27 protein-coding genes are annotated in these 24,154 nt (G+C 63.9%); 17 read left to right on the top strand and 10 right to left on the bottom strand.

Annotated elements, in window-relative coordinates; translation table 11 throughout:
• Positions 1 to 4 precede the first annotated feature (4 nt).
• The 3 genes from GR138_RS17010 to GR138_RS17020 form a co-directional block, all read right to left on the bottom strand.
• Positions 5 to 2,218, bottom strand: coding sequence for an RNA degradosome polyphosphate kinase (locus tag GR138_RS17010; RefSeq protein ID WP_160860443.1), 2,214 nt, complete (start codon positions 2,216 to 2,218; stop codon positions 5 to 7).
• A 139-nt stretch (positions 2,219 to 2,357) separates the two neighbouring features.
• Entirely contained in the window at positions 2,358 to 3,053 is a 696-nt protein-coding gene (gene hdaA, locus GR138_RS17015; RefSeq protein WP_160860444.1) for a DnaA regulatory inactivator HdaA, read from the bottom strand.
• A gap of 32 nt (positions 3,054 to 3,085) precedes the next feature.
• Positions 3,086 to 4,207: an AI-2E family transporter gene (locus GR138_RS17020; RefSeq protein ID WP_160860445.1), complete on the bottom strand. Its 1,122-nt coding sequence runs from the start codon at positions 4,205 to 4,207 to the stop codon at positions 3,086 to 3,088.
• A 314-nt stretch (positions 4,208 to 4,521) separates the two neighbouring features.
• On the opposite strand from GR138_RS17020, the gene purM reads away from it, so the two are divergent.
• The 3 genes from purM to GR138_RS17035 all read left to right on the top strand — a co-directional run bounded on the left by purM (position 4,522) and on the right by GR138_RS17035 (position 6,857).
• Positions 4,522 to 5,595, top strand: a complete 1,074-nt coding sequence (gene purM, locus GR138_RS17025; protein WP_160860446.1) for a phosphoribosylformylglycinamidine cyclo-ligase — start codon at positions 4,522 to 4,524, stop codon at positions 5,593 to 5,595.
• On the top strand, positions 5,592 to 6,260 hold the full coding sequence (gene purN / locus GR138_RS17030) for a phosphoribosylglycinamide formyltransferase (protein ID WP_160860447.1): 669 nt from the start codon (positions 5,592 to 5,594) through the stop codon (positions 6,258 to 6,260). Before purM ends, purN begins: the two co-directional genes overlap by 4 nt.
• 123 nt (positions 6,261 to 6,383) lie before the next feature.
• Positions 6,384 to 6,857, top strand: coding sequence for a hypothetical protein (locus GR138_RS17035; protein ID WP_202402697.1), 474 nt, complete (start codon positions 6,384 to 6,386; stop codon positions 6,855 to 6,857).
• A 36-nt stretch (positions 6,858 to 6,893) separates the two neighbouring features.
• On the opposite strand, the gene GR138_RS17040 is transcribed toward GR138_RS17035, so the two are convergent.
• Positions 6,894 to 7,499: an NUDIX domain-containing protein gene (locus GR138_RS17040; protein ID WP_160860449.1), complete on the bottom strand. Its 606-nt coding sequence runs from the start codon at positions 7,497 to 7,499 to the stop codon at positions 6,894 to 6,896.
• 15 nt (positions 7,500 to 7,514) lie between these two features.
• The gene (locus tag GR138_RS17045; RefSeq protein WP_160860450.1) at positions 7,515 to 9,629 is read right to left on the bottom strand and encodes a molybdopterin-containing oxidoreductase family protein; all 2,115 of its coding nucleotides are present in this window, start codon (positions 9,627 to 9,629) and stop codon (positions 7,515 to 7,517) included.
• Between the two features lie 103 nt (positions 9,630 to 9,732).
• Here GR138_RS17045 and GR138_RS17050 point away from each other — a divergent pair, with 103 nt between their 5' ends.
• Genes GR138_RS17050 through GR138_RS17065 form a run of 4 tightly spaced genes read left to right on the top strand, consistent with a single transcriptional unit; the run spans position 9,733 to position 12,423 of the window.
• Positions 9,733 to 10,593, top strand: coding sequence for a 23S rRNA (adenine(2030)-N(6))-methyltransferase RlmJ (locus GR138_RS17050; RefSeq protein ID WP_160860451.1), 861 nt, complete (start codon positions 9,733 to 9,735; stop codon positions 10,591 to 10,593).
• Between the two features lie 48 nt (positions 10,594 to 10,641).
• Positions 10,642 to 11,046: a hypothetical protein gene (locus tag GR138_RS17055; RefSeq protein WP_160860452.1), complete on the top strand. Its 405-nt coding sequence runs from the start codon at positions 10,642 to 10,644 to the stop codon at positions 11,044 to 11,046.
• A 3-nt stretch (positions 11,047 to 11,049) separates the two neighbouring features.
• Positions 11,050 to 11,784 (top strand): ribonuclease T2 family protein, encoded by a 735-nt coding sequence (locus tag GR138_RS17060; protein ID WP_160860453.1) that lies wholly within the window; start codon positions 11,050 to 11,052, stop codon positions 11,782 to 11,784.
• A gap of 48 nt (positions 11,785 to 11,832) precedes the next feature.
• The gene (locus tag GR138_RS17065) at positions 11,833 to 12,423 is read left to right on the top strand and encodes a glutathione S-transferase family protein (RefSeq protein WP_160860454.1); all 591 of its coding nucleotides are present in this window, start codon (positions 11,833 to 11,835) and stop codon (positions 12,421 to 12,423) included.
• 53 nt (positions 12,424 to 12,476) lie between these two features.
• Here the strand turns inward: GR138_RS17065 and GR138_RS17070 are convergent, their stop codons facing one another.
• On the bottom strand, positions 12,477 to 13,118 hold the full coding sequence (locus GR138_RS17070; protein ID WP_160860455.1) for an outer membrane protein: 642 nt from the start codon (positions 13,116 to 13,118) through the stop codon (positions 12,477 to 12,479).
• Positions 13,119 to 13,477: 359 nt separating this feature from the next.
• Between GR138_RS17070 and GR138_RS17075 the strand changes: the two genes are divergently transcribed.
• The 5 genes from GR138_RS17075 (at position 13,478) to GR138_RS17095 (ending at position 17,707) form a co-directional block, all read left to right on the top strand.
• Positions 13,478 to 14,242, top strand: coding sequence for an SDR family oxidoreductase (locus tag GR138_RS17075; protein WP_202402698.1), 765 nt, complete (start codon positions 13,478 to 13,480; stop codon positions 14,240 to 14,242).
• The gene (uvrC, locus tag GR138_RS17080; RefSeq protein ID WP_160860457.1) at positions 14,239 to 16,290 is read left to right on the top strand and encodes an excinuclease ABC subunit UvrC; all 2,052 of its coding nucleotides are present in this window, start codon (positions 14,239 to 14,241) and stop codon (positions 16,288 to 16,290) included. The genes GR138_RS17075 and uvrC overlap by 4 nt, the downstream gene beginning before the upstream one ends.
• Before the next feature lie 105 nt (positions 16,291 to 16,395).
• Positions 16,396 to 16,980, top strand: coding sequence for a CDP-diacylglycerol--glycerol-3-phosphate 3-phosphatidyltransferase (gene pgsA, locus GR138_RS17085; protein ID WP_160860458.1), 585 nt, complete (start codon positions 16,396 to 16,398; stop codon positions 16,978 to 16,980).
• 1 nt (position 16,981) lies between these two features.
• Positions 16,982 to 17,236: a molybdopterin converting factor subunit 1 gene (gene moaD, locus GR138_RS17090; RefSeq protein ID WP_160860459.1), complete on the top strand. Its 255-nt coding sequence runs from the start codon at positions 16,982 to 16,984 to the stop codon at positions 17,234 to 17,236.
• A 3-nt stretch (positions 17,237 to 17,239) separates the two neighbouring features.
• Positions 17,240 to 17,707: a molybdenum cofactor biosynthesis protein MoaE gene (locus GR138_RS17095; protein ID WP_160860460.1), complete on the top strand. Its 468-nt coding sequence runs from the start codon at positions 17,240 to 17,242 to the stop codon at positions 17,705 to 17,707.
• 4 nt (positions 17,708 to 17,711) lie between these two features.
• Here GR138_RS17095 and GR138_RS17100 read toward each other — a convergent pair whose 3' ends face one another.
• On the bottom strand, positions 17,712 to 18,608 hold the full coding sequence (locus GR138_RS17100) for a branched-chain amino acid ABC transporter permease (protein ID WP_160860461.1): 897 nt from the start codon (positions 18,606 to 18,608) through the stop codon (positions 17,712 to 17,714).
• Between the two features lie 78 nt (positions 18,609 to 18,686).
• On the opposite strand from GR138_RS17100, the gene GR138_RS17105 reads away from it, so the two are divergent.
• The 3 genes from GR138_RS17105 (at position 18,687) to GR138_RS17115 (ending at position 21,218) form a co-directional block, all read left to right on the top strand.
• The gene (locus GR138_RS17105) at positions 18,687 to 19,241 is read left to right on the top strand and encodes a CGNR zinc finger domain-containing protein (protein ID WP_160860462.1); all 555 of its coding nucleotides are present in this window, start codon (positions 18,687 to 18,689) and stop codon (positions 19,239 to 19,241) included.
• Positions 19,238 to 19,741, top strand: coding sequence for a hypothetical protein (locus GR138_RS17110; protein WP_160860463.1), 504 nt, complete (start codon positions 19,238 to 19,240; stop codon positions 19,739 to 19,741). Before GR138_RS17105 ends, GR138_RS17110 begins: the two co-directional genes overlap by 4 nt.
• A gap of 61 nt (positions 19,742 to 19,802) precedes the next feature.
• Positions 19,803 to 21,218 carry a hypothetical protein gene (locus GR138_RS17115; protein WP_160860464.1) on the top strand — a complete coding sequence of 472 codons (1,416 nt, stop codon included), beginning with the start codon at positions 19,803 to 19,805 and terminating at the stop codon, positions 21,216 to 21,218.
• A gap of 71 nt (positions 21,219 to 21,289) precedes the next feature.
• Here GR138_RS17115 and ndk read toward each other — a convergent pair whose 3' ends face one another.
• Positions 21,290 to 21,712 carry a nucleoside-diphosphate kinase gene (ndk, locus tag GR138_RS17120; RefSeq protein ID WP_050742909.1) on the bottom strand — a complete coding sequence of 141 codons (423 nt, stop codon included), beginning with the start codon at positions 21,710 to 21,712 and terminating at the stop codon, positions 21,290 to 21,292.
• A 105-nt stretch (positions 21,713 to 21,817) separates the two neighbouring features.
• Positions 21,818 to 22,507, bottom strand: coding sequence for a glutathione S-transferase family protein (locus GR138_RS17125; RefSeq protein WP_160860465.1), 690 nt, complete (start codon positions 22,505 to 22,507; stop codon positions 21,818 to 21,820).
• Between the two features lie 131 nt (positions 22,508 to 22,638).
• On the opposite strand from GR138_RS17125, the gene GR138_RS17130 reads away from it, so the two are divergent.
• Positions 22,639 to 23,151 carry a DinB family protein gene (locus GR138_RS17130; protein WP_160860466.1) on the top strand — a complete coding sequence of 171 codons (513 nt, stop codon included), beginning with the start codon at positions 22,639 to 22,641 and terminating at the stop codon, positions 23,149 to 23,151.
• A 39-nt stretch (positions 23,152 to 23,190) separates the two neighbouring features.
• Here GR138_RS17130 and GR138_RS17135 read toward each other — a convergent pair whose 3' ends face one another.
• Positions 23,191 to 23,427, bottom strand: coding sequence for a hypothetical protein (locus GR138_RS17135; RefSeq protein ID WP_160860467.1), 237 nt, complete (start codon positions 23,425 to 23,427; stop codon positions 23,191 to 23,193).
• Positions 23,428 to 23,822: 395 nt separating this feature from the next.
• Here GR138_RS17135 and GR138_RS17140 point away from each other — a divergent pair, with 395 nt between their 5' ends.
• Positions 23,823 to 24,107: a hypothetical protein gene (locus GR138_RS17140; protein ID WP_160860468.1), complete on the top strand. Its 285-nt coding sequence runs from the start codon at positions 23,823 to 23,825 to the stop codon at positions 24,105 to 24,107.
• Positions 24,108 to 24,154 lie beyond the last annotated feature (47 nt).

A 24,154-nucleotide genomic window follows, 5' to 3' on the forward strand; every position in this document is an offset into this window, starting at 1 on the left:
AGTTTTACTTCTTCCGGCGGCCTTGCCAGCCGGCGATCGCCTTCGGTGCGCTGGACTTCAGGGCTTCACCCCGGCCGGACAGGCTGGGGTTGGTCATGAAGTAGTGCTGAGCGTTGAACGGCTCGGCACCGGGCTGCACTTCCATGCGCCGGGACGTTCCGTCCGCAAGAATCTCGTAGCTCTGCTGGTTATCGATGAGATTGCCCAACATGATCTGCGAGAGAACCTGCTCATGCACAGTCCGGTTGATCAGAGGCACAAGTGTCTCGACCCGCCGGTCCAGGTTTCGCGGCATCAAATCCGCGGAGCCTATATAGACCAGCGCCTTGTCGGATGGAAGCCCGTGGCCATTGCCGAAACAGAAGATGCGGGAGTGCTCAAGGAAGCGGCCGACGATCGATTTGACATGGATATTGTCCGACAGGCCCGGCACCTGCGGGCGCAGGCAGCAGATGCCGCGCACCACGAGATCGATTTCCACGCCGGCCTGGCTGGCGCGGTAAAGCGCGTCGATGATGTCGGGATCGACGAGCGAATTCATCTTCATCCAGATCGCCGCCGGCATGCCGTTCCTGGCATGGGCGATTTCCTCCTCGATGTGGCGGATGATTCGCGGGCGCATCGTGTAGGGCGAGAAGGCGAGCTTCATGCCGGCTTCCGGTTCGCCGTAGCCGGTGATGAAGTTGAAGATGTTCGCCATGTCGCTGGCGATCGTCGGGTTGCAGGTGAAGAAGGACAAGTCCGTGTAGATCTTCGCGGTGATCGGGTGATAGTTGCCGGTGCCGAGGTGGCAATAGGTGCGAAGCTTGCCCTCCTCGCGGCGCACCACCATCGACATTTTGGCGTGGGTCTTCAGTTCGATGAAGCCGAAGACGACCTGCACGCCGGCACGCTCCAGGTCGCGGGCCCAGCGGATGTTGGCCTCTTCATCGAAGCGGGCCTTCAGTTCGACCAGCGCCGTCACCGACTTGCCGGCTTCGGCCGCGTCGATCAGAGCACGCACGATCGGGCTGTCGTTTGAGGTGCGGTAAAGCGTCTGCTTTATCGCCAGAACGTCAGGATCGCGCGCAGCCTGGAGAAGAAACTGGACCACCACGTCGAAGCTTTCGTACGGATGGTGGACGACCATGTCCTTTTCGCGGATGGCGGCGAAGCAGTCGCCGGCGTGCTCGCGGACGCGTTCGGGAAATCGCGCATTGTACGGCTCGAACCGCAGATCATCGCGGGGCGCCTTGGCAATTTCAGACAGCATGTTGAGCGCGAGCAGGCCCGGCAGGATGGCGACGCGGTTGTCCGGCACGCCCAGCTCGCCGACGACAAAGCGGCGCAGCGATTCCGGCATTTCCGAGTCGGTCTCGATGCGGATCACCGAACCGCGACGGCGGCGCTTCAGCGCGGTCTCGAAGAAGCGGACCAGATCTTCGGCCTCTTCCTCCACTTCGATATCGCTGTCTCTGATAATGCGGAACGTGCCGGAGCCGCGCACGATGTAACCCGGGAAAAGTTTGCCGATGAACAGGCCGACGGCATCTTCCAACGTGATGTAGCGGATCGCGCCGTCGGCATCCGGCAGGCGGATGAAGCGGTCGAGCGCCACCGGCAGGCGGAGCAGCGCCGTCATCGGCTCCTTGCCCATCGTGCTGTCGAGCTGGAGGCCGATCGAGAAGCCGAGGTTCGGGATGAACGGGAACGGGTGCGCCGGGTCGATGGAAAGCGGCGTCAGCACCGGGAAGATCGACTGGGTGAATTCCTGCTGCAGCCAGACCTTGTCATTGCTCGACAGGGCCGTGGGGCGGACGATGAGGATGTCTTCCTTGGCGAGATACTGCTGGAGCACGGCGAGCGAGGCCTGCTGCTCCATCTGGAGATTGTCGATCTCTTTCAGAATGTCGTTGAGTTGTTCGGCGGAGGTCTTGCCGTCGGGGCTGCGGATACCGACGCCCTGGCGCACCTGACCTTCGAGGCCGGCGACACGCACCATGAAGAACTCATCGAGGTTTGCCGCCGAAATCGACAGGAAGCGCACGCGCTCCAGCAGCGGGTGGGCGGTGTTCAGCGTCTCTTCCAGCACGCGGCGATTGAACTGCAGCCAGGAAAATTCGCGATTGATGAAACGCTCGGGGCTCGCCATCAGCGCTTCGACATTGACCGTCGCCCCTTCGGGCTGCGCGGTCTCGACGGGTTTTTCCTGAGAAAGGTCCGAAGTCGCTGTATCCATTGGATAGTCCGCCTCACTTTGCCGTCAGCCCGGCCGCCCGTTTGATGCGGCTCCGAACGGAAATCCGATTTTCACTTTTACTCGAAGCGCTTAGCCTAGTTTGACGACAGAACTGTGACAGTCAATCCTTGTGGCAAAACTAGCTGGCGGATTCGTCTCCGCCGACCATTTCGCCCAGCACTTCCTGCGCCAGCGCCCGCGTGATGCGGCTGCCACGGGCGAGCGCCAGACGGTCGAGACGCTCGACAAGCGTCTGTGCCGCTTCCAGCGAACGCTCCATGCGCGCGACGATATAGGCGACCAGCCGATCATCCACGAAAAGCTGGCGATCGGCGAAGAGCTTAACGATGACCTGTGACAGCAGTTCGTCGTCCGGTTCGCCAATCTCGACCACCGTCGCCGCCTTGAGGCGCGAGCGCAGGTCCGGCAGGTCGACCGGCCAGGACATCGGCCAGAGCCGGCTGGTGATCAGCAGCGTGTGGCCGTTCTGGCGGACATTGTTGATGATGTGGAAGAGCGTGCGGTCGTCGAAACCATTGCGGTCTGCATCCTCGATGAGCACGGGACCATGCTCGGCGGCCTCTTCCGCGCCCGCGCCCGCCCTCGCCTCGATGGTTTCGGCAGCGGCCTTCTCACGCCAGATGGCCGCGAGGTGTGACTTTCCCGAGCCGACCGGCCCGGCGATGATGACCACCGGCGACGGCCAGTGCGGCCAGGCGTCGATCATCGCGACGGCGGCATTGACCGGTTCGGCGATCAGCAGGTCGTCGCGTCCCGTTGCGGGATCATGCCCGAAGGCCAGCGGCAACTGTTCGGCGGTCTTGCGCGATGTCATGTGTTTACTCTGATACTCTGGATACAGCCGTCTTACTCGTCGTTCGGCAAGCTCTCTTCGAGCAGGACGGGCTTGCTCGCGCCGTAATACAGGTCGCTGTCAAGGTACCGCTTGATGCCGAAACGGGCAAGGACGCCGACCGCGGCGGCCGCCGGCACGGCGATCATCAGCCCGACGAAGCCGAACAGCGCGCCGAAGGCGACGAGCGCAAACATCAGCCAGACCGGATGCAACCCGACCCGCGAGCCGACGAGCTTCGGTTGCAGGATGTTGCCCTCGACGAACTGGCCGGCAAAGAAGATGACGGCGACCAGCACGACCATCCAGTATTCCGGCCAGAACTGCACGATGGCGACGCCGACGGCGAGCACGAGGCCGACCAGCGAGCCGACATAGGGAATGAAGCTGATGAGGCCGGCGAAGAGGCCGATCAGCAGGCCGAAATTCAGGCCGGCGAAGGACAGGCCAATGCCGTAGAACAGACCGAGGATGATGCAGATCGAGCCCTGCCCGCGCACGAAGCCGGCGATCGCCGCATCCATCTCGGTGGCGATCTGGCGGACATTGGCGACGTGGTCGCGCGGCACCCAGCTGTCCACCTTGGCGATCATGCGGTCCCAGTCGAGTAGCAGGTAGAAGGCAACGACCGGCGTGATGACGAACAGCGAGACGATGTTGACCAGCGCCATGCCGGAGTTCCAGACCTGCTTGAACACCGTGCCGAGGAAGCCCGCCCCCTCGGCAAGAATGGTCGAGAAGCTCTGCTTGATCGTGCCCATCTGGCTGCTGATCCAGGTGGGCAGCAGGTTGGGATTGAAGTTCGCCACCAGCTCCTGAAGCTGCGTGACGTAGCCCGGCAGCTTTTGCAGGAACTCCGCGGCCTGGGTGGCAAGCAGCGGGATGATGATCATCAGCGACAGCGCAAACAGGATGACGAAGGCGACGAGGATCACCACGGTCGCCATCATGCGGCTCAGGCCCCAGCGCTCCAGCCGGTCGGCCACCGGATCGAGGAAATAGGCGAGCGCCATGCCGGCGATGAAGGGCAGCAGGATATCGCTGAACACCATGAGGAAGAGCACGAAGAAGGCGAGCGCGATGAGCCAGAAGACCACCTGCCGCTTCAATCCCGCGCCGCTGATATGGGCTGCCATCGTGCTCTTGCCTCGTGTTTCGACCCGAACAAGGGCCACCGCCGTTGAGAGACGAGATAGGATGCCCGCCCGAGACAGGTCAAGGCTCGGCGGCCTGATGAGCAGGAAACGCGGGTAAATCGGTGAAAAAACCCCGGCTTTCCCGGCATTCTTCTTGCACTTGCCGTCCCGGCATGCCAATCGGGCGCGATCAGCGTGGAGCACATGAGCTCGCATTCGTTCGCTCATCTGCTCTGCCTATTTGTTTTGCCGCATTTGTGCGACGGCAGGGAACCCACCTGCCTGCAAAATGCTCTAACGCCGGAGACGAGAGCATGAGCCAGTCGGAAAAGAACGGCCTGACCTACAGCGATGCGGGCGTCGATATCGACGCGGGCAACCTGATGGTCGAGAAGATCAAGCCGGCCGTGCGCTCGACGCGCCGCCCGGGCGCGGATGGCGAGATCGGCGGCTTCGGCGGCCTGTTCGACCTCAAGGCTGCCGGCTTCACCGATCCGGTGCTGGTCGCCGCAAACGACGGTGTCGGCACCAAGCTGAAGATAGCCATCGACGCCAACCGCCATGACACGGTCGGCATCGACCTCGTTGCCATGTGCGTCAACGACCTCGTGGTGCAGGGCGCCGAGCCGCTGTTCTTCCTTGACTATTTCGCCACCGGCAAGCTCGACCCGGACCAGGGTGCGGCCATCGTCGAAGGCATTGCCGAAGGCTGCCGCCAGGCCGGCTGCGCGCTGATCGGCGGCGAGACCGCCGAAATGCCCGGCATGTATTCGCACGGCGATTATGACCTCGCGGGCTTTGCCGTCGGTGCCGCCGAGCGCGGAAAGCTGCTGCCGGCCGGCGACCTTGCGGAAGGCGACGTCATCCTCGGCCTCGCCTCCTCCGGCGTGCATTCCAACGGCTATTCGCTGGTGCGCAAGATCGTCTCGCTCTCCGGCCTCGCCTGGGATGCGCAAGCACCGTTCGATGCCGCGAAGAGCCTTGGCGAAGCGCTGCTGACGCCGACGAAGATTTACGTGAAGCCGCTGCTCAAGGCGATCCGCGAGACGGGTTCGATCAAGGCGCTGGCGCACATCACCGGCGGCGGTTTTCCGGAAAACATTCCGCGCGTGCTGCCAAAACACCTTGCCGCCGAAATCGACCTCGACGCCGTCAAGGCACCGGCCGTGTTCTCCTGGCTCGCCCGCACCGGCGGCGTGGACGCCAAGGAAATGCTGCGCACCTTCAACTGCGGCGTCGGCATGATCGCCGTCGTGCCGGCCGACAAGGCCGATGAGGTTGTTGCGGTGCTGGCGCGCGAAGGCGAGACCGCCTTCCGCCTCGGCCGCATGGTCGCCCGCGAAGACGGCGCTGCCGGCACGATCTACAAGGGCACGCTCGCCCTATGAGCGGAACGGGACGCAAGCGCGTCGTCGCCTTCATCTCCGGCGGCGGCTCCAACATGCTGGCCTTGGCGAAGGCCTGCGCGACACCGGATTTCCCGGCGCAGATCGTCGCCGTCTTCTCCGACAAGGCGGATGCCGGCGGGCTTGCCAAGGCCGAAGCGCTCGGCATCCCGACCCGCTTCTTCCTGCGCAAGGATTTTGCCAGCAAGGAGGCCCACGAGGCGGCAATCCTCGCGGCGCTCGATGCGCTCGCCCCCGACCTCCTCTGCCTCGCCGGCTATATGCGCCTGCTCTCAGGCACCTTCATCAACCGCTATGAAGGCCGCATCCTCAACATCCACCCCTCCCTGCTGCCGCTCTTCCCGGGCCTCAACACGCATCAACGCGCCATCGACGCCGGCATGCGCATCGCCGGCTGCACGGTGCATTTCGTGACCGAGGGCATGGATGAGGGACCGGTGGTGGTACAGGCCGCCGTGCCCGTCGTGCCGGGCGACACCAGCGACACGCTGGCGGCACGCGTGCTGACGGTGGAGCACCGGAGCTATCCGCTGGCGCTCAGGCTTGTTGCCGAGGGCAAGGTGCGGATGGAGGGTGGCAAGGCGGTTGCGAGTGGCACTCTGCCACAAGCCGACGGCGCGTTTTTGATCTCGCCCGCGGCAGAATAGCGCGTTGTTTCCTGCGCGGGGAATGCGATTGTAGCGTGCGCCTTCACGCATCGCTCTACGGAACGCCCCATGCTGCTGAAAATTGCGACCTACCTCATCCGCCGGGCGGAGCGCCGCCTCGGCGTGTCCTTCGACTACATTCATAAGATCGCCCGGACGGATCTGGGGCTTTTGTTTCGGTACAACCGGCTTTTCGGTTTCCTTGACCCAAACAGGAAAACGCCGCCTCTCGCCTATCATACCGCGCGTCTGCGGGGCGCGCTTGCCGCCGACTGCGGCACCTGCGTGGAGGCGGAAATCAACCTTGCCAAAAGCAAGGGCATCCAAGGGCAGGTCATCGATCGGATCCTGTCTTCGGATTATGAGACTCTTCCAACGGACATTGTCGCCGTGGCGCGACTATCCGATGCGGTCGCCGGCCGCCGTGAGGATGATCCGGAAGCGCGCGAAATCATAAGACAAAACTACGGCGAGGCAGGGTTGATCGAGCTCGGCTTTGCCATGAACGGCGCTGCGCTGCTGCCAGGTATCAAGCGCGCGATGGGCTACGCCACGGCGTGCAACGTGGATATTCTGCGCAAGCGTCTCGGTGCCTGAAAGCGCAGTTTTGTTGGCCATTTCGGACGGCGGCCGTCAAGGCGAGACGCGTGTGAATACGTCCCGGTTCAGCATCAGCCATTGCAGCAGCAGGATCGTCTTGGCGTCAACGATGCCGCCGGTAGCAATGAGGCCATAGGCTTCATCGATCGGCATTTCGACGATCTCGATGTCCTCGCCCTCGCCTTCCACGCCGCCGCCCTGGCCGTCGCGTTGCGCGGCGTCGATGCGGGCGGCAAAGCAACTGACGCGCTCGGTGAGCGTGCCGGGGCTGGAATACATGTCGAAGAGATGGCGGACATCGCGGACGGTGTAGCCGGTCTCCTCCATCGCCTCGCGGCTAATGGCCTCTTCCGGGCTGTCGTCATCGAGCAGGCCGGCGGGAACTTCGAGCAAAAAACCATCCGGGTGGCCGCCGAGGAAGGCGCCGGGGCGGAACTGGCGGACCAGGATGGTGGACTGGCGGACGGGATCGACGAGCAGAACGGTCGCGGCGGCCCCGTGATCGTGCACCTCGCGGTCGAGCCGCTCGACACGGCCATCGGCGCGGATCTGCTCGATGACGAGCGTGCGCAAATGGATGAACCGCTTCCACACGGTCGTCTGGTCAACGATGCGGACGGGCGAGGTGTTTGCGAGCATGGAAAATCCTTCGGGTCAGGCCTTGCGCAGCCAGACGCGGTTGTCGTGGAAGGCGGCGCCGCCATAGGGGGCGACGGGGTCGGCCCCCGTCAGGACATTGATGCCCTCGCCGTCGAGATGGGCGGAATTCGGCCAGATGCCTTCGGCGATCAGCACGCCCGGCTTCACGCTGTCGGTGATTTTTGCGTGCAGGCGGATGTCGCCGCGCACATTGCCGAGGCGAACGACATCGCCCTCCTCGAGACCGTTCGCCGTTGCATCCTGCGGATGGATCATCACTTCCGGCCGGCCCTCGCGATCGCGTGAGCCCTTCGTCTCGGTGAAGGTCGAGTTGAGGAACATGCGGGCCGGTGACGTGGCGAGCCGGAACGGATGCTCTTCATCCGCCGTCTCGATGATGTCGACGTGGTCCGGGAAAGCCGGCAGCGCCTCGTGCGGGCCAAACGCGCCGAGCACTTTCGGCGGCTTGTTGGGCGCGGGCGTGGTGGTCCAGTTCGGGCTGAAGCGGAACTTTCCATCCGGGAAGCCAAAACCCTTGGAAAAGTGCGCCGTCTCGAAATCCGGCTGGCAATCGATCCACTTGTCGTCCTTCAAGCCGTCGAAGTCCGTGTCGTAATAGGGCAGCATGCGGGTGATGTGCTCCTGCTCCGACAGGCCGAAGCCCGGCAGGTCGGCGACGCCGAGACGTTTTGCCAGCTCCTCGATGACGAAGAGGTTGGTTCGCACCATAGCAGGCGGTTCGACGAGTTTCGGGCCGAGCATGATGTGCTGATGGCCACCGCCGCGATAGATATCGTCATGCTCGACGAACATGGTGGCCGGCAGCACGATATCGGCGAATTTCGCCGTGTCGGTCATGAACTGCTCGTGCACGGCGACGAAGAGATCATCGCGCAGAAAACCCTGCTTCACGAGGCGCTGCTCGGGCGCGACATTCACCGGATTGGTGTTCTGGATAAGCATGGCGGTGACGGGGCCGCGATTACGCAAGGCCACGGCATCGCCGGTGAGGATCCGGCCGATCTGCGACTGGTCGAGCATGCGGATATCCGGGTCGACGAGCTTCATGCCCATCAACTCGCTCTTGCGCAGGTGGAAGATGCCGGAATTGCTGTGGAAGGCGCCGCCGCCTTCATATTGCCAGGAGCCGAGCACGGTGGCGATGGAAAGGGCAGCATGCATGGACACCGCGCCATTGCGGCTGCGGGTAAAACCATAACCGAGACGGAAATAGCTCTTCTTCGTGCGCCCGACGAGAGCCGCGAAGGCTTCGATCTGCTCGACGGTGAGGCCGGTGATCTCTGCTGCCCAGTGCGGATTGCGGGTTGCCAGATGCGCTTCCAGGCCGGCCGGGTCGTCGGCGAATTCCGCCATATAGGCACGGTCGGCGTAACCGTCGCGGAAAGCGACATGCATGACGGCGCAGGCGAGCGCCGCGTCAGTGCCGGGCCTCAGCTTCAGTGCCAGGTCGGCCTGCTTCATCGTCGGGTTGTCGTAGATGTCGATGACAACAATCTTGGCGCCGCGTTCCTTGCGGGCCTTGACCGCATGGGTCATCACGTTGACCTGCGTGGCGACCGCATTGGTGCCCCAGATGACCACGCAGTCGGATTTCGCCATCTCGCGCGGATCAGGGCCGCGCAAGGTGCCGGCACCCATGGTGAAGCCGGTCCAGGCGGGATTGGTGCAGATGGAATCGAAGAAGCCGGAATAGCGCTTGGCATGGCGCAGACGCTCGATGGAATCGCGCTGCACGAGGCCCATCGTGCCGGCATAATAGTAGGGCCAGACGGCTTCGACGCCGTGCGCCTGTTCGGCCTTGACAAAGTTTTCCGCGATGGCGTCGAGCGCGGCATCCCAGGAGATGTCGGCCCATTCGCCGCCGCCCTTTTCGCCCTTGCGCACCAAAGGCTTCATCAGCCGGTCGGGATGGTAGAGGCGCTCGGCGTAGCGCGCCACCTTGGCGCAGATGACGCCGGCCGTGTAGCTGTTGTCGGCGCTGCCCTTGAGGCGGCCGATGCGGCCATCGGCGCCGATCTCGACATCGAGCGCGCAGGTCGAGGGACAGTCGTGCGGACAGGCCGAATGGCCGATGCGCGGTTTTCCAAGATGGGGGGTCGCAACGTTCATGGCTTTTCTATATTGCAGAGCTTGGATGGCCTAAAGGCAAATCATTCTATCATCGCAACAATTCATCGTCGCATCAGGGCGTTTGATCGCCGCGGGGACCCGCATGAACTATCGCCACATCTACCATGCCGGCAATTTCGCGGACGTGCTGAAACACGCCGTGCTGGCCCGCCTCGTCACCTATATGCAGGCGAAGGACAAGGCGTTTCGCGTGCTCGACACCCATGCCGGCATCGGGCTCTACGATCTGTCCAGCGACGAGGCGCAGAAGACCGGCGAATGGCTGGACGGCATCGGCCGGCTGCTCGACGCCGACATGCCGGCGCCGATCGCCGAAATCCTCGCGCCCTACTTGAAGGCCGTTCACGAACTGAATCCGCATGGCGGGCTAACCTATTATCCCGGCTCGCCAAAACTGGCGCGCATGCTCTTCCGCCCGCAGGACCGGTTGTCGGCGATGGAACTGCACCCGGACGACTACGAGACGCTGCATCGCCTGTTCGACGGCGATTTCCAAAGCCGCATCACCCATCTCGACGGCTGGCTGTCACTCGGCGCACACCTGCCGCCCAAGGAGAAGCGCGGCATCGTGCTGGTCGATCCGCCCTTCGAGATCGAGGGTGAATATGAGCGGCTGGTGGACGGGCTGGAAAAGGCCGTGCGGCGTTTTGCCGGCGGGGTCTATTGCCTGTGGTATCCGCTGAAGAAGAACGCGCCCATCGCGGCCTTCCACAAGGCGCTGAAGGAGACGGGCATCGCCAAGATGCTCTGCGCGGAACTTACGGTCAGGAGCGACCGCGACACGACGGGCCTGACCGGCTCCGGCCTCATCGTCGTCAATCCGCCCTTCACGCTGAAGCAGGAACTCGACGTACTCTTGCCCTTCCTGAAGGAGCGGCTGGCACAGGACCGGTTTGCGTCCGCACGCGCCTTCTGGCTCACCGGCGAAACGAAGGCCTCTTGACCTTTGCCTGCCGACGACAACAATCTCGCCGGGAATCGGGAGACCATGATGAAGCCTCTTCTTGCAGTCGCGCTCGGGCTGGCGTTTTCGGCGCTTTTGGCCGGCAATGCCGCGGCAAGCCCGCATGATGCCTGCCGGCGCCCCTCGACGCTGAACCACATTACCAAGAATTTCCGGGACAAGACCGCGCCCTTCCTGCAAACCGGGACGGAAATCGCTCGGATCCACAGCACGCGCATGAGCCGGTATCAGCCGCGCACCAAGGACATTTCCTCCGTCGAGCGGGAATATTGCCACGCCAAGGTCGCGCTGACCGACGGCCAGCAGCGCGATCTCTGGTATGTCGTGCAATGGGGCCTGGGTTTTGCCGGCAGCGGCTACAAGATCGACTTCTGCGTTTCCGGCCTCGACCCCTGGCATGTCTATGGTGCCGATTGCCGCTCGTTGCGTTGAGCGATGATGCCAACCGCAACGTCCTCGCCCAAACGCACAACCGCCCTTCTCTTCGCGGCAATTGCGGCGCTGGTTGTCGCGGGCTGCAGCGACGACAAACCGGCCGAAAAAAGCAAGGCGGAAACCACCCACAAGGTGCCGGAAACGGCAACGCGCGTTCCCCTCGGCAAGGGGTTTGATTTCTACGTGCTCTCCCTGTCCTGGTCACCGACCTGGTGCGCCGGCAACGATGCCGGAGGCCGCACGCAGCAATGTCGCCGGGGCGAAAACAACGGGTTCATCGTGCATGGGCTCTGGCCGCAGAACGACCGGGGTTATCCGGAGTTCTGCCCGACCCGCGAGCCTGACCGCGTGCCCGAAGGTCTCGGCCGCACCGTTCTGGACATCATTCCGTCGATGGGCCTTGTCGGTCACCAGTGGCGCAAACACGGCAGTTGTTCCGGCCTCAGCCAGAAGGACTATTTTTCCGTTGTTCGCGCGGCGCGGCAACGCATCACGGTTCCGGCCGAACTGGAGGTCCGCCGCGACGCTAGCCGCCTTGCCCCCGATGCGGTGGAACAGGCCTTCATCGCCGCCAATCCGGGCCTCGAGCGCAAAGGCATTGCCGTCACCTGCGAGGGTGGGCAGCTCGAGGAGGTGCGGATCTGCCTGAACCGGGACCTGTCACCCCGCCCCTGCCCCGAAGTCGACCGTGCAGCCTGCCGCGCGAAGTCCATCGAACAGCCGCCTATCCGCTAGCATGCCCCAAAGGATCATGCGTCAATCCGAAAAACACAGGACCATGCCATGAAGATTTTCTATTCCACCACCTCACCCTATTCCACCAAGGTGCGCATGGCGGCGCACTTTGCCGGCCTGCCTGCGGAATCGGTCGCCGTCGACACCAATGCCGACCCGGCGGACCTGCTGGCCGCCAACCCGCTGGGAAAGATTCCGGCCCTCATGACGGATGACGGGCTTGCTGTCTACGACAGCCGGGCGATCATGAACTATATCGACCGCCAGACCCGCGGTTCGCTGTACCCGCGCAATGCCGCCAAGCGCACCGAGGTGGACGTGCTGGAGGCGACGGCCGACGGGATCTGCGACTGTCTGCTCGCCATCGTCTACGAACGACGCTCCCGGCCGGAGGACAAGGTTCACCAGCCGTGGATCGACCGGCAGTGGCAGAAGGCGGAGCGCGGGCTCGACCATCTGGAAGCCAACATGCCGCGGCTCGGCAAGAAGCCGAATGCCGGCCATTTCGCGCTTGCCGCCCTGCTGCGCTACATCGAGCTGCGTTTTGCCGGCAAGTGGCAGCGCGGCCGGCCGAAGCTGAAGCGTTATCTCGCACGTTTCGAAGCGGTGTTCCCGGACTACGCGCAATTCAAGGACTGAGCACAAAAAAGGCCGGGCTTTCGCCCGGCCTTTTCCATTCGGAGCCGTGTGGCTTAGAACTTGACGCCGAGACCGACGCGAACGCTGTGGTCTTCGAAGCCGGACTTCACCTTGGTGCCACCGAGGTCGAAGCTCTTCTTCTGGTAGTCGCTGTAGCGGTATTCGACGCGCGCCGTGATGTTGTTCGTCACGAAGGCTTCCGCACCAACGCCAGCCGTCCAGCCGACCATGTTGCGGTCGTCCTTGCCGGCAGCATTCTTCATTTCGGCATTCGTGCCAGCAACACCGGCGGTGCCGTAGACGAGGACCGGGTTCAGGTCGATACCGACGCGACCGCGGATCGAGCCGTTGATGCCCTGCTTGGCCTTCAAGCCGCCATGCTTGGAATCGACGCCCGAGTAGTTCAGGTCGGCTTCACCACCGTAGACGAGCTGGCCGTCCTGCATGTTGTAGCCGCCGTAAACGCCGCCGCCCATGCCGTTGGCCTTGGCCTTGCCCTGCTTGCTGAAGTCACCGCGCTGCCAGCTGGCCGTACCACCGGCATAGGCGCCAGCCCAGTTGCCGGTTGCAACCGGCTCGGAATATTCAGCGGCCGGAGCCTGAGGAACTTCGTCGATGGCGTCAGCGGCCTGAGCGGCCTGGAAAGCGACCATCGAAACGGTGGAAGCGATGAGGGTGGCGATAAGTGTACGCATGATATTCTCCTTTACTAAACGACGCCCTCTGTTGGGAGGCGTTCGGGCATCGTCATTTCCAATTCAGTCCCGCCCGGTTGAGGTGAAATTGAATAAAGATTGAGGAATTGAAAGAGCCAAAATGTGAAATCATTGTGGCAGACGCGCGGCACAATTTTGATGTGACTTTTGAACAACATGGCATTCATTAACCATGATTTGAACAAGCGCGAAATCCGGTAAAATCTACTTCAAATTACTTTGAAGTTGCCTTTGCGGTTAATTTTTCCGCAACCAATTGTCCGAGGGAGTTTAAGCCTGCGCAAGGATGGCTATATCTTTGACCGGTTAATCAAATGAATCGGCAGGATGGATTTTTGTTGAAGAAGCCCTTGAAGACGGCCCTGGTGACGGGCGGCGCCAAACGCATCGGCAAAGCCATCGTCGACGACCTGGCAGCGAACGGCTTTACCGTCGCCATCCATGCCAACGAATCCACCGCGGACGCCGAGGCGCTTGCCCGCAACCTCAGCGCGCAGGGCGTGACGGCCGCCGTGGTGCAATGCGACCTTTCGGACGGCGTGGCGACGGGCAGGCTGATTGCTGCCGCCGCCGCAGCCATCGGCCCGCTCGACCTTCTCGTCAACAATGCCTCCCTCTTCAAGCCCGACACGGTCACCGCCTTCGACGACGCGCTGTGGGACCGGCATTTCGCCGTGCATGTGAAGGCGCCGTCCATCCTCGCCCGCGACTTCGTGCGCCAGCTTCCGGACGGGGTGGCCGGCTCGATCGTCAACATCATCGACCAGCGGGTCTGGAACCCGACGCCGCGCTACTATTCCTATACGCTCTCCAAATCGGCCCTGTGGATGGCGACCCGCACCATGGCGCAGAGCTTTGCGCCGCGCGTGCGCGTCAACGCCATCGGCCCCGGCCCGTCGCTGCCGAACGAGCGGCAGGACGATGCCGCTTTCCAGGCCCAGGTGGAGGGCCTGATCCTGCGCAAGGGGCCTGCACTCGACGAATTTGGCCGCACAGTTCGCTTTTTGTTCGACACGCCATCGATAACGGGGCAAATGATAGCCCTCGACGGCGGGCAGCATCTCGCCTGGGAAACCCCCGACGTCGCGGAGATCGCGGAATGACTGGCCGGAAGGTGGAGGATGGCGGCATCCTCTATGACGAGACCGAAACGGACGACGAGGACGAGCTTCTAGAAAGCCCGGCGACGGGCACCGCTGCGCCCGCCGTCGCCACACCCGGCATCGACTGGAACGAAGGCGGCGATGTGCCGGAAGGCGTGACCGGCGCCGCGCTGATCGAGTTCTTCGTCAAGCGCCTGCCGAACAGCCCCGGCGTCTACCGCATGTTCAATGCCGATGGCGACGTGCTCTATGTCGGCAAGGCGCGCAGCCTGAAGAAGCGCGTGACGAATTATGCGCAGGGCCGCGTGCACTCCAACCGCATCGCCCAGATGGTGCGCCAGACGGCGAACATGGAGTTCGTCACCACGCGCACCGAGACCGAGGCGCTGCTGCTCGAAGCCAACCTCATCAAGCGCCTGCGCCCGCGCTTCAACGTGCTTCTGCGCGACGACAAGTCGTTTCCCTATATTCTGCTGACCGGCGACAGCCGGGCGCCGGCGATCTTCAAGCATCGCGGCGCGCGCAGCCGCAAGGGCGACTATTTCGGTCCCTTCGCCTCCGCCGGCGCCGTAGGCCGCACCATCAACTCGCTGCAGCGCGCCTTCCTGTTGCGCACCTGCACCGACAGCGTGTTTGAAAGCCGCACGCGCCCCTGCTTGCTCTATCAGATCAAGCGCTGTTCCGGCCCCTGCACGAACGAGATCCGCGATGCGGACTATGGCGAGCTGGTGCAGGAGGCGAAGGACTTCCTTTCCGGCAAGAGCCAGAAGGTGAAAGCGCATATGGCGGACGCCATGAACGCCGCCGCCGAGGACCTGGATTTCGAACGCGCCGCCGTCTATCGCGACCGGCTGGCCGCCCTCAGCCACGTCCAGAGCCACCAAGGCATCAATCCCGCCGGCGTGGAAGAGGCCGACATCTTCGCCATCCATCATGAAGGCGGCGTGTCCTGCATCCAGGTGTTCTTCTTCCGCACCGGGCAGAACTGGGGCAATCGCGCCTATTTCCCCAAGGCCGACCCACAGTTGACGGGTGCCGAGGTATTGAACGCCTTCCTCGCCCAGTTCTACGACGACAAGCCCTGTCCCCGGCAAATCCTGCTGTCGGAGACGGTCGAGGAGATGGACCTGCTGGCGCAGGCGCTGTCCGAGCGCTCGAACTACAAGGTGACGATCTCCGTGCCGCAGCGCGGCGAGAAGAAGGATCTCGTCGACCATGTCGTGGCCAATGCCCGCGAGGCGCATGGCCGCAAGCTGGCGGAGACCGCCTCGCAGTCGCGCCTGCTGGAAGGGTTCGCCGCGACCTTCAAGCTGCCCTATGTGCCGCGCCGCATCGAGATCTACGACAACTCGCACATCATGGGCACCAACGCCGTCGGCGGCATGGTGGTGGCGGGGCCGGAAGGTTTCGTGAAGGGCCAGTACCGCAAGTTCAACATCAAATCGACCGACATCACGCCCGGTGACGATTTCGGCATGATGAAGGAAGTGATGACCCGGCGCTTCGCCCGCCTGATCAAGGAAGAGGGCCTGCCGGACCGCAGCGCCACCGATGCCGGCGCGGAAGCCGCCGACCTGCCCTTCCCCGCCTGGCCGGACGTCATCCTCATCGATGGCGGCCAGGGCCAGATGACCGCGGTGCGCGCCATCCTGGAAGAGCTCGGCATCACCGACCAGGTGGTCGCCATCGGCGTCGCCAAGGGGGCCGACCGCGAGGCCGGGCGCGAGCGCTTCTTCATGCGCGGCACACCGGATTTCTCGCTGCCGCCGCGCGACCCCGTGCTCTATTTCGTGCAGCGCCTGCGCGACGAGGCCCACCGCTTCGCCATCGGCTCGCACCGCGCCCGGCGCAAGAAGGAAATGGTGAAGAACCCGCTCGACGAGATCGCCGGCATCGGCCCCACGCGCAAGCGCGCCCTGCTCCAGCATTTCGGCACCGCCAAGGCCGTCTCCCGCGCCGCGATGACCGACATGATGGCGGTCGAAGGCATTTCCGAAAGCGTCGCCCGCCTCGTCTACAACCACTTCCACGACTATGCGGCGGGATAGCGCATCGGCTCACCGTAAATTCGCCAAGAATTGCCGGAAACAAGGTTGACGGCGCTGTCACAAAGACCTCATCTAGCCGGCAACACTGTCGAGACTGAAGAATCCATGGCCTCCCGCGCATATAACATACCGAATCTCCTCACCTACGCCCGTATCCTGGCCGTTCCGCTGATCGTGCTGTGCTTTTTCATCGAAGGACGGCTGCAATCGTCGGATTTCGCGCGCTGGACGGCGCTTGGCCTGTTTGCCGTGGCGTCGATCACGGATTACCTGGACGGCTATCTCGCCCGGATCTGGAACCAAACGTCGAATATCGGCCGCATGCTCGACCCGATCGCCGACAAGCTGCTCGTCGCCTCGGTGCTGCTTCTGGTCGCGGCCGACGGCACGATTGCCGGCTGGACGATCTGGGCCGCGATCATCATTCTCTGCCGCGAGATCCTCGTTTCGGGCCTCCGTGAGTACCTCGCCGACCTGAAGGTCAGCGTGCCGGTGACGCGCATAGCCAAGTGGAAGACGACGATCCAGATGCTGGCAATCGGCTTCCTGCTTGCCGGCCCCGCTGGCGACAAGGTGCTGCCCTACACGACGGAGATCGGCATCGGCCTGCTGTGGATCGCCGCCCTCATCACCATGTATACCGGCTACGACTATTTCCGCGCCGGCTTGAAGCACATCGTGGACGACTGAGATGACCAAGCTCGTCTATTTCGCCTGGGTGCGGGAACGGATCGGCAAAGGCGAGGAAGACATCGACCTGCCCGCCTCCGTGAAGACCGGCAGCGACCTTCTCCGGCACCTGAAGACGCTCGGTGACGACTATGCCCATGCGCTGGAGCATGAGAACGTCATCCGCATCGCCATCAACCAGGAACATGTCGAACACGACGAGCCGATTGCCGGTGCCCGCGAGATCGCCCTCTTCCCGCCGATGACGGGAGGCTGATCCGTGGCCGCCGCGGCACCGGTCACCGTCCGCGTCCAGCACGACGATTTCGACGTGGCGGCGGAAACCGCGCGTCTTACCGCCGGGCGGGCCGATGCCGGCGCCATAGTGACGTTCACCGGGCTTTGCCGCGACGAAGGCGGCCGGCTTGCGGCGCTGGAACTCGAACACTATCCGGGCATGGCGGAGGCCGAGATCGGCCAGATCTGCGAGCAGGCCGTCACGCGTTTTTCGCTTCTTGGCCTCACCGCCATCCACCGGGTAGGCAAGATCGCGCCGGGTGAAAACATCGTGCTCGTCATCGCACTCGCCCCCCACCGCCACGCCGCCTTCGACGGCGCATCCTTCGTCATGGATTACCTGAAGACCTCCGCGCCGTTCTGGAAGAAAGAGCATTTTGCCGACGGCCGCACCGGCGGCTGGGTCGACGCCAAGGACAGCGACGACCAGGCGCGGGCGAAGTGGTCGTAGGCCCCTACGGCACCGGCCTTTCGCGCCGAAAGATCACCAGCAGCAGCACGAGCGCGGAAAAGATCACCAGATCCCGCCAGAGAAAATTGCCATAGGCGCCCCACAGCGTTTCCGCGAGCCCCATCGCCGCGCCGCCGAGCGCTGACAAGAGCGGCGCCCCTGCCCCGCCGATCGCGGCGATGAACAGCACCTTCACGCCGAAGACCAGGCCAGCGCCGAAATCCATGTTGCCGTAGTAGGAGACGGCGAGAATGCCGGTGAGGCTCGCGATCAGCGCCGCCCCCGCATAGGCGGAGAGGTAGACGCTGGCCGCATCGACGCCGCACAGCTCTGCCGCCAGCCGGTCTTCCGAGACAGCCCGCCAGCGGCGGCCCCAGGCGGAGCGCGCGAGAAACGTGTGGCCGATGGCGACGATGGCCACCATGGCCAGCGTGTTTGCCAGTTGCAACACCGTCAACACGACGGGAAAAGCGGCATCGTTCCAGAACACCACCGGTGTTGCGAGCAACGGGGGCAGCCAGAGGCTGCGTGTATCCGAGGCAAGCCGCGCCGTCTCCATCAGCACCAGCACGACGCCGAGGGCCGCCACCACGACCGTGTTGTCGGAGGAAAAGGCCAATGGCCGCATGACGTGGCGCCCGATGACCAGGCCGGCGCCGACAGCGTAAGCCAAGGCAATAAAGGCGCCGAACGCCAGCGCGGCGGGCAGAACGAGCCAGAGTCGGGTCCAGCCGAAACCGGCAAACAGCACGAACATCTGCGCGGCAAAGGCGAAGAGCGCGCCATAGCCGATATCCGCCCGGCGCGTCACGGCAAAGGCGATCGAATAACCGAAGGCGAGCGTCGCGTAGAGGGCGGCGACCGGCACGGCATTGGCGATCTGCTGGAGGAAGTAAGCCATCGGATCCGGGTGCCTTCCGCACGTCTCTGCTCGATGAAATATAACTGACAAAATACGTTTTACCAGTTAGAATACACCATGACCTTTTCCTGGACCCCGCATCGTTTTGCCGGTGGCGCGCTTGCGCTGGATGTTGCGAACTCCGTCGTGCTGCGGGCCGATCCCGAGCGGCGGATCGACCGCTTCGCCGATCCGGCCGTGATGGACGGTTTTGCCGCCGGGACGAACCGGCACGGGGCGGAGCGTGACCTGTTCGGCGCGCTCGAGCCGGTCGGCCCGCACGCCCGCGCCGGGCTGATCGACCTGCGCGAGGCGATCGACCGGCATTTTCGCGCCGAGACCCTGGGCATCGCGACACCTCCATTGCTTGCCGACCTGCTGGACGCCATTTCGGCGACGCTGCGACGATCCGGCACGCGCCCGCAGGCGCTCGATACCGCGACCGCCCGCTCCGCCCTCCTGCTGGTCGCGCGGCCGGAGCCGGAGCGGCTGAAAATCTGCCCGAACTGCCATTGGCTCTTTCTCGACCGCAGCCGCAACCGCTCGCGCGCCTGGTGCGACATGGCGGTCTGCGGCAACCGGGCGAAGGCCAGCCGCCACTATCAACGCACCCGCGAGGAGCCACGGTCATGAGGACATCTTTGCTGATCGCACTGCCGCTTGCCCTCCTTCTCGCTGCCTGCCAGCGCGAGACGGGGCCGGATCCGCTAAAACTCACCGGGAAGATGTTCGTCTTCAACTATCGCCTCGCCTATGCCACCTACCTCGTCACGCTGGAGCAGACCGAACCGCTGCCGGAAGGCTCCGTCGTGAAGGCCGAGTTCGAGAACCCGGCCGGCGGCACGCCGCTGACGCTGGAGCGCAAGATTTTTCCCAACCTGCCGCGCGTGGTGCTGGAAAGCCCGGACATCACCTGCGTGAAAAAGAACCAGCCCTACACGGTGACGATTGCCGTCATCGGCCCTGACGGCGACAGGCTGCAATCGCTGGAGACGCAGGTTACCTCCAGCGCCGACCAGAGCATCCTGCCGGCCAAGGCGCTTGTCGTCGGTCCCGGCTACGAGAAAAACCCGGAGGTCTTCAAGGACGGCAAGGCGCCGGAGCATTTCGAAACGGCGACCTGCCCGACCTGACGAATATTCGGCAACGCTGAAGCGTTCCGCCTGAGACGGTTTCGATTGGGAGGATGCGCGCATGCGGTTGCTACCTGCCCTGGTGATTGGCCTCTCCCTGCTGACGGCGGGAGCCCAGGCCGAAGACCTGCCCGCCTGTCCGGCAAAGGCTGCGATCCTCACGCTTGCGGAGACGGTGCTTGCCGACCGGCAGAAACTGCCGCGGCTGAAAGCCCGCGGCGTGGGGGCCGAGGCCGCTTACCTCAAGATCCGCTACGGCGGCCTGGCCATGGATGAGGCGGCCGTTCTCGCCCGTGGCCTCAGCGACGCCGGCGTGCGCGAGGCGGTCGATCTTGCGGGCGCAATCGATGCGACGCGGGGCGGCTTCGATGCCGTTCCGAAGGATGCTGGCGACCCCGCCCAACTCGGGGCACAGATCTCCACCCTGCGCGCGATCCTTCAGCATGGCGACGGGAAGAAACTGCTGGCCATGATCGCCGCCCTGCCGCCCGAACGGCAAGCCCGGATCAGCCAGCCGATCGTGCCGGCGATCCTCGACTGGCCGGATGAGCAGAAGGCCGCACTTGCGGCATCGGCGGGCCGGCATGGCCTGTTCTTCCTCCAGGCCGGGCTCGTTGCGATGCAACGCGACCGGAACGCCTGGTCCACCTTCGTGGCCGGCTTCGCGCAACCGGAAAAACTGCGGGATATGACGCAGGTATGGAGCTGGGCACCCGCCTTGGTGGGCAATCCGGCGCTGCCGCGTGTCCCGGTGCTGAATGCCGCATCCGAGGCCATGCGGCGGGACATCCATATCGTATCGATTGTCGCGGCGCGGGAGCCGGAACGCGACTTCCTCATGACCTATCTGAACCAGTCCGGCGATATCGCCGCCACGGTGAAAGCTTCGCAGGCCCTTTTGGCGAAAATCGATACCGGACGCATCAAGCCGGAGGGCACGCTCGATGCGGCCTGGCTGGTAGCCTACCGCGCATTGCGGGCGACCTCGGAAAACGCCGACGCCGTGGATCAGCAGCTCGCGAGCATTCCCTTTTATGGCGTGCGCGCCCAGCGTCCGGCCGGGGATGTTTCGGTGCGGGACATGATCGACCGGCTGATTGCGATCGAAGCCCTCACGCCGTTCGTGAAGGGTGACGCCGCCGCCGTGCCGGACATGCCGTCGGACCTGAGCGCGAAATTCCAAGCGGAATGGCCGCTCTGGCTGGAACTGGCCGGCGCCTTGAAAACCGCGCCGCCGGCAACGTTCGGAAAGGACGCAAGCAAGGCGCCCGTCATCGCCGAGCTTCTCCTTGCAGCCGGCGAGCCCGCGCGGCTTGCCGATTTCGTTCTCGCTACGGAGCCGGTGGAGATCAGGCTGGCGCTGGCGACGGATCTGGCAATGCGGCTCGACCGCACCTGCGCCAGCGTCCTGCATCATCCGGCGGAGGCGATGTTGCTGGCCGGCCAGCCGATCTTCAAGTTCGATCCTGCCCAATGAGAAACCGGAGCCTTGCGGCCCCGGTTCCAGAATCATTTCAAAGTGTTCCGGCCGAAGCCGGACAATCCGATTCAGCCGACGATTTCGGTGTCGGAGAACCAGTACTTGATTTCTTGGGCAGCGGTTTCCGGAGCGTCCGAACCGTGAACCGAGTTTTCGCCGATCGAGAGCGCGTGCGTCTTGCGGATCGTGCCTTCGTCAGCGTTGGCCGGGTTGGTGGCGCCCATGACTTCGCGGTTCTTGAGGATCGCGTTCTCGCCTTCGAGAACCTGAACGATCGTCGGGCCCGAGGTCATGCCTTCAACGAGTTCGCCGAAGAACGGGCGTTCCTTGTGAACGGCGTAGAAGCCTTCGGCTTCGCGCTTGCTCATCCAGACGCGCTTGGAAGCAACGACGCGGAGGCCTGCATCTTCGAGCATCTTGGTGATGGCGCCGGTCAGGTTGCGCTTCGTTGCGTCCGGCTTGATCATCGAAAAGGTGCGTTCAATCGCCATTTTCACATTTCCCTTGGTTTTTCCGGTGAAAGTGGCGGTTCCATAGCCGCCAACGCCCCGCAAAACAAGGGGGGCGCCGTGAATGGCAGCGTCAGTGCCAAAGTTTCATGCGGCCGTCACACGGTGGCCCACGCCGCCGTGCAGGTCGAGGCAGCGGCGGAACCAGTCGTCCACCGGGTCATCGCCCTCCAGCACGGTCGTGCCAGCCGTGGTGCGCAGCCACTGTAGCGCGCCGAAGACAATGTAATCCGGGAAAAGCGGGCTTTCGCCGCCGATGAAGGGCTGGATCTTCAGCATGTTGCGCAGCGGCTGGAGCTTCTTTGCGAACCCCTCGATCTCCGCCTTGCCGGCGGCGGCGATGTCCTCCAGCGACGCGCCGAGGCGCTCCTCCCGGCTGCGGCGGAAGTAGGCCTGATCCGTCGGGCCGAGCAGGTTGTGGATGTCGAGGATGGCGATGCGGGTGATGGCCATGTGCAGGGTCGATTGCGACCAGTTTTCGATGAAGCGGGCCATTGCCTTACCGCCCTCGCCGCCGAACAGCGATGGCCGGTCGGGATAGGCCTCGTCGAGATAGAGCGCGATTGCGAAGCTGTCGTGCACGAGGCGGTCGCCGTCGCGCAGCAGCGGCACCGTCGCCGTACCGCCGCCTTCGATGGCCGGGATCTCGGTAAAGCCGACCGGCACGGTCTCGTAGTCGAGCCCCTTGTGCGCCAACGCCATCACCGTCTTCCAGACATGGGGTGAAAACTGGCGGGTCTTGTCGGCGCCGGAAAGCGCATAGAGCAGTCGGGTCATCGGAACCTCTTCATTTACTTTCGTCTATTGAAAAGCAGCGCGGCCGACTGTGCAAATCAGATAATTTCATGGGTGGCATTCACGCCGCCGATGCGGGCTTCCGCTATAGTCCGGCCATCAGGGAGACCCAAATGCGCGACCACTACCGCATGCTTGCCGCCTACAATGCCTGGGCCAACCGCATCCTCTACGAGGAAGTCGGCAAGCTCGACGATGCCGCCTACCGCCAGAATCTCGGCGCTTTCTTCGGCTCGCTGCACCGCACGCTGAACCATCTGCTGACCGCCGACCGCATCTGGATGAAGCGCTTCACCGGGGCGGGCGATGCGCCCACCAGCCTCGATACGATCCTGCACGAGGATTTTACGGGCCTGCGGGCGGCGCGGCAGGCGGAAGATGCGCGGCTGTCGGCCTTCGCCGATTCCCTGACGGTAGAGAGGATCGCGGCCGATTTCACCTATAGTCCGCTCACCAACCCGACGATCGTCACCCACCCGCTAGGCCCGGCGCTGGCGCATCTCTTCAACCACCAGACCCACCATCGCGGCCAGTGCCACGGCATGCTGACGGCGGTTGGCGGGCCGAGCATCACGTTGGACCTGATTTATTTTGCGCGCACAGAAGGCGCGGCGTTCCTGAAATAGGGACGGCCCAACGGGATCGCGTGCGGCCGTGCCGGACGACTAGCGTCTCGGCAGCAGCGCACGACCGGCATTGCGGATGGACAAGGCCGAGTCCGCCATCTGCGCGATGAGACCGGCTTCCATGGCAGCAGCCAGGGCGTCCTTGTATTCTTCGCCGGCGAGGCCGTGCTTCTTGGAATGGCTTTCGACGGCACCGCGCGTGGCTGTCGGGGAAATTCCGTAGCGCGGATTGTGGAAAGCGTTGACGATGATCAGGTTCTTCTCGTCGGGGGTCATGGGTCGCTCTCCTGTGATGTTTCCGTGGTGCTACTCCAATGTGGACCAGGTAGATAGGGCAAAACCCTCAATCTCTTTCCCGGGCCACGAACAAAGACGGAACCTGAACGTCCAGGGGGTTAAAAACCGACGAGCGTAGCCGCGCCGGCGTCGTACAGCCTTGATTTTTCGAGACGCCGGGGGCAAAACTCCCCTTAAATTTTAGGGCGAGTGGTCTCTTCGGTTCCTGCAACAGTAGTGATACAGTCGCGTGATATGGAAGCGCTCGGCATCGATCCTGGGGCTGCTCCACCCTGTTACCAAAGTGACAGGCACGGGCGATCGGTGATGAGATAGTCGCTGCCATTGGGGCTGACGCCGACCGGCGCAGGCCCCATCCTGAGAGAGGAGAAACAATGGCAAGAACGACCGAAGAGTGGGCAGCCCTGCTCGGCAGTACGCTTTGCAAGATGGCACGGGTCTACGGCACCGACGCCCCGAACGCCTATCTGCCGGAAGAATGCTATCCGGTAATCGAGAAGACGTTCGAGGTGGCGCTGAAGGAGGCGCGCGCCGAGGGCTATGCGGCCGCCATGCGCGAGTTGCAGCAGAACCGCGCGCCACGCGCCAAGGAGCCCGCGGGCGCAACGATGATCGGGCAGATGATGCGGGTCATTCCGCTCGCCCGCCGGACGGCCTGACCGGATCTGGCGGCGGCAGCGATGCGCGCCGCCGCATGCCGGAGCGA

The sequence above is a fragment of the Shinella kummerowiae genome (assembly GCF_009827055.1).
GTDB lineage: Bacteria > Pseudomonadota > Alphaproteobacteria > Rhizobiales > Rhizobiaceae > Shinella > Shinella kummerowiae.

Bases quoted from the DNA above. Each gene is read 5' to 3' on its own strand.
- pgsA (WP_160860458.1), top strand. From the start codon at position 16,396: ATGGCCTCCCGCGCATATAACATACCGAATCTCCTCACCTACGCCCGT.
- moaD (WP_160860459.1), top strand. From the start codon at position 16,982: ATGACCAAGCTCGTCTATTTCGCCTGGGTGCGGGAACGGATCGGCAAA.
- GR138_RS17010 (WP_160860443.1), bottom strand. From the start codon at position 2,218: ATGGATACAGCGACTTCGGACCTTTCTCAGGAAAAACCCGTCGAGACC.
- GR138_RS17040 (WP_160860449.1), bottom strand. From the start codon at position 7,499: ATGCTCGCAAACACCTCGCCCGTCCGCATCGTTGACCAGACGACCGTG.
- purN (WP_160860447.1), top strand. From the start codon at position 5,592: ATGAGCGGAACGGGACGCAAGCGCGTCGTCGCCTTCATCTCCGGCGGC.
- hdaA (WP_160860444.1), bottom strand. From the start codon at position 3,053: ATGACATCGCGCAAGACCGCCGAACAGTTGCCGCTGGCCTTCGGGCAT.
- GR138_RS17020 (WP_160860445.1), bottom strand. From the start codon at position 4,207: ATGGCAGCCCATATCAGCGGCGCGGGATTGAAGCGGCAGGTGGTCTTC.
- uvrC (WP_160860457.1), top strand. From the start codon at position 14,239: ATGACTGGCCGGAAGGTGGAGGATGGCGGCATCCTCTATGACGAGACC.
- ndk (WP_050742909.1), bottom strand. From the start codon at position 21,712: ATGGCGATTGAACGCACCTTTTCGATGATCAAGCCGGACGCAACGAAG.
- GR138_RS17045 (WP_160860450.1), bottom strand. From the start codon at position 9,629: ATGAACGTTGCGACCCCCCATCTTGGAAAACCGCGCATCGGCCATTCG.
- GR138_RS17050 (WP_160860451.1), top strand. From the start codon at position 9,733: ATGAACTATCGCCACATCTACCATGCCGGCAATTTCGCGGACGTGCTG.
- purM (WP_160860446.1), top strand. From the start codon at position 4,522: ATGAGCCAGTCGGAAAAGAACGGCCTGACCTACAGCGATGCGGGCGTC.
- GR138_RS17105 (WP_160860462.1), top strand. From the start codon at position 18,687: ATGACCTTTTCCTGGACCCCGCATCGTTTTGCCGGTGGCGCGCTTGCG.
- GR138_RS17125 (WP_160860465.1), bottom strand. From the start codon at position 22,507: ATGACCCGACTGCTCTATGCGCTTTCCGGCGCCGACAAGACCCGCCAG.
- GR138_RS17065 (WP_160860454.1), top strand. From the start codon at position 11,833: ATGAAGATTTTCTATTCCACCACCTCACCCTATTCCACCAAGGTGCGC.
- GR138_RS17060 (WP_160860453.1), top strand. From the start codon at position 11,050: ATGATGCCAACCGCAACGTCCTCGCCCAAACGCACAACCGCCCTTCTC.
- GR138_RS17115 (WP_160860464.1), top strand. From the start codon at position 19,803: ATGCGGTTGCTACCTGCCCTGGTGATTGGCCTCTCCCTGCTGACGGCG.
- GR138_RS17055 (WP_160860452.1), top strand. From the start codon at position 10,642: ATGAAGCCTCTTCTTGCAGTCGCGCTCGGGCTGGCGTTTTCGGCGCTT.
- GR138_RS17110 (WP_160860463.1), top strand. From the start codon at position 19,238: ATGAGGACATCTTTGCTGATCGCACTGCCGCTTGCCCTCCTTCTCGCT.
- GR138_RS17100 (WP_160860461.1), bottom strand. From the start codon at position 18,608: ATGGCTTACTTCCTCCAGCAGATCGCCAATGCCGTGCCGGTCGCCGCC.
- GR138_RS17130 (WP_160860466.1), top strand. From the start codon at position 22,639: ATGCGCGACCACTACCGCATGCTTGCCGCCTACAATGCCTGGGCCAAC.
- GR138_RS17140 (WP_160860468.1), top strand. From the start codon at position 23,823: ATGGCAAGAACGACCGAAGAGTGGGCAGCCCTGCTCGGCAGTACGCTT.
- GR138_RS17135 (WP_160860467.1), bottom strand. From the start codon at position 23,427: ATGACCCCCGACGAGAAGAACCTGATCATCGTCAACGCTTTCCACAAT.
- GR138_RS17070 (WP_160860455.1), bottom strand. From the start codon at position 13,118: ATGCGTACACTTATCGCCACCCTCATCGCTTCCACCGTTTCGATGGTC.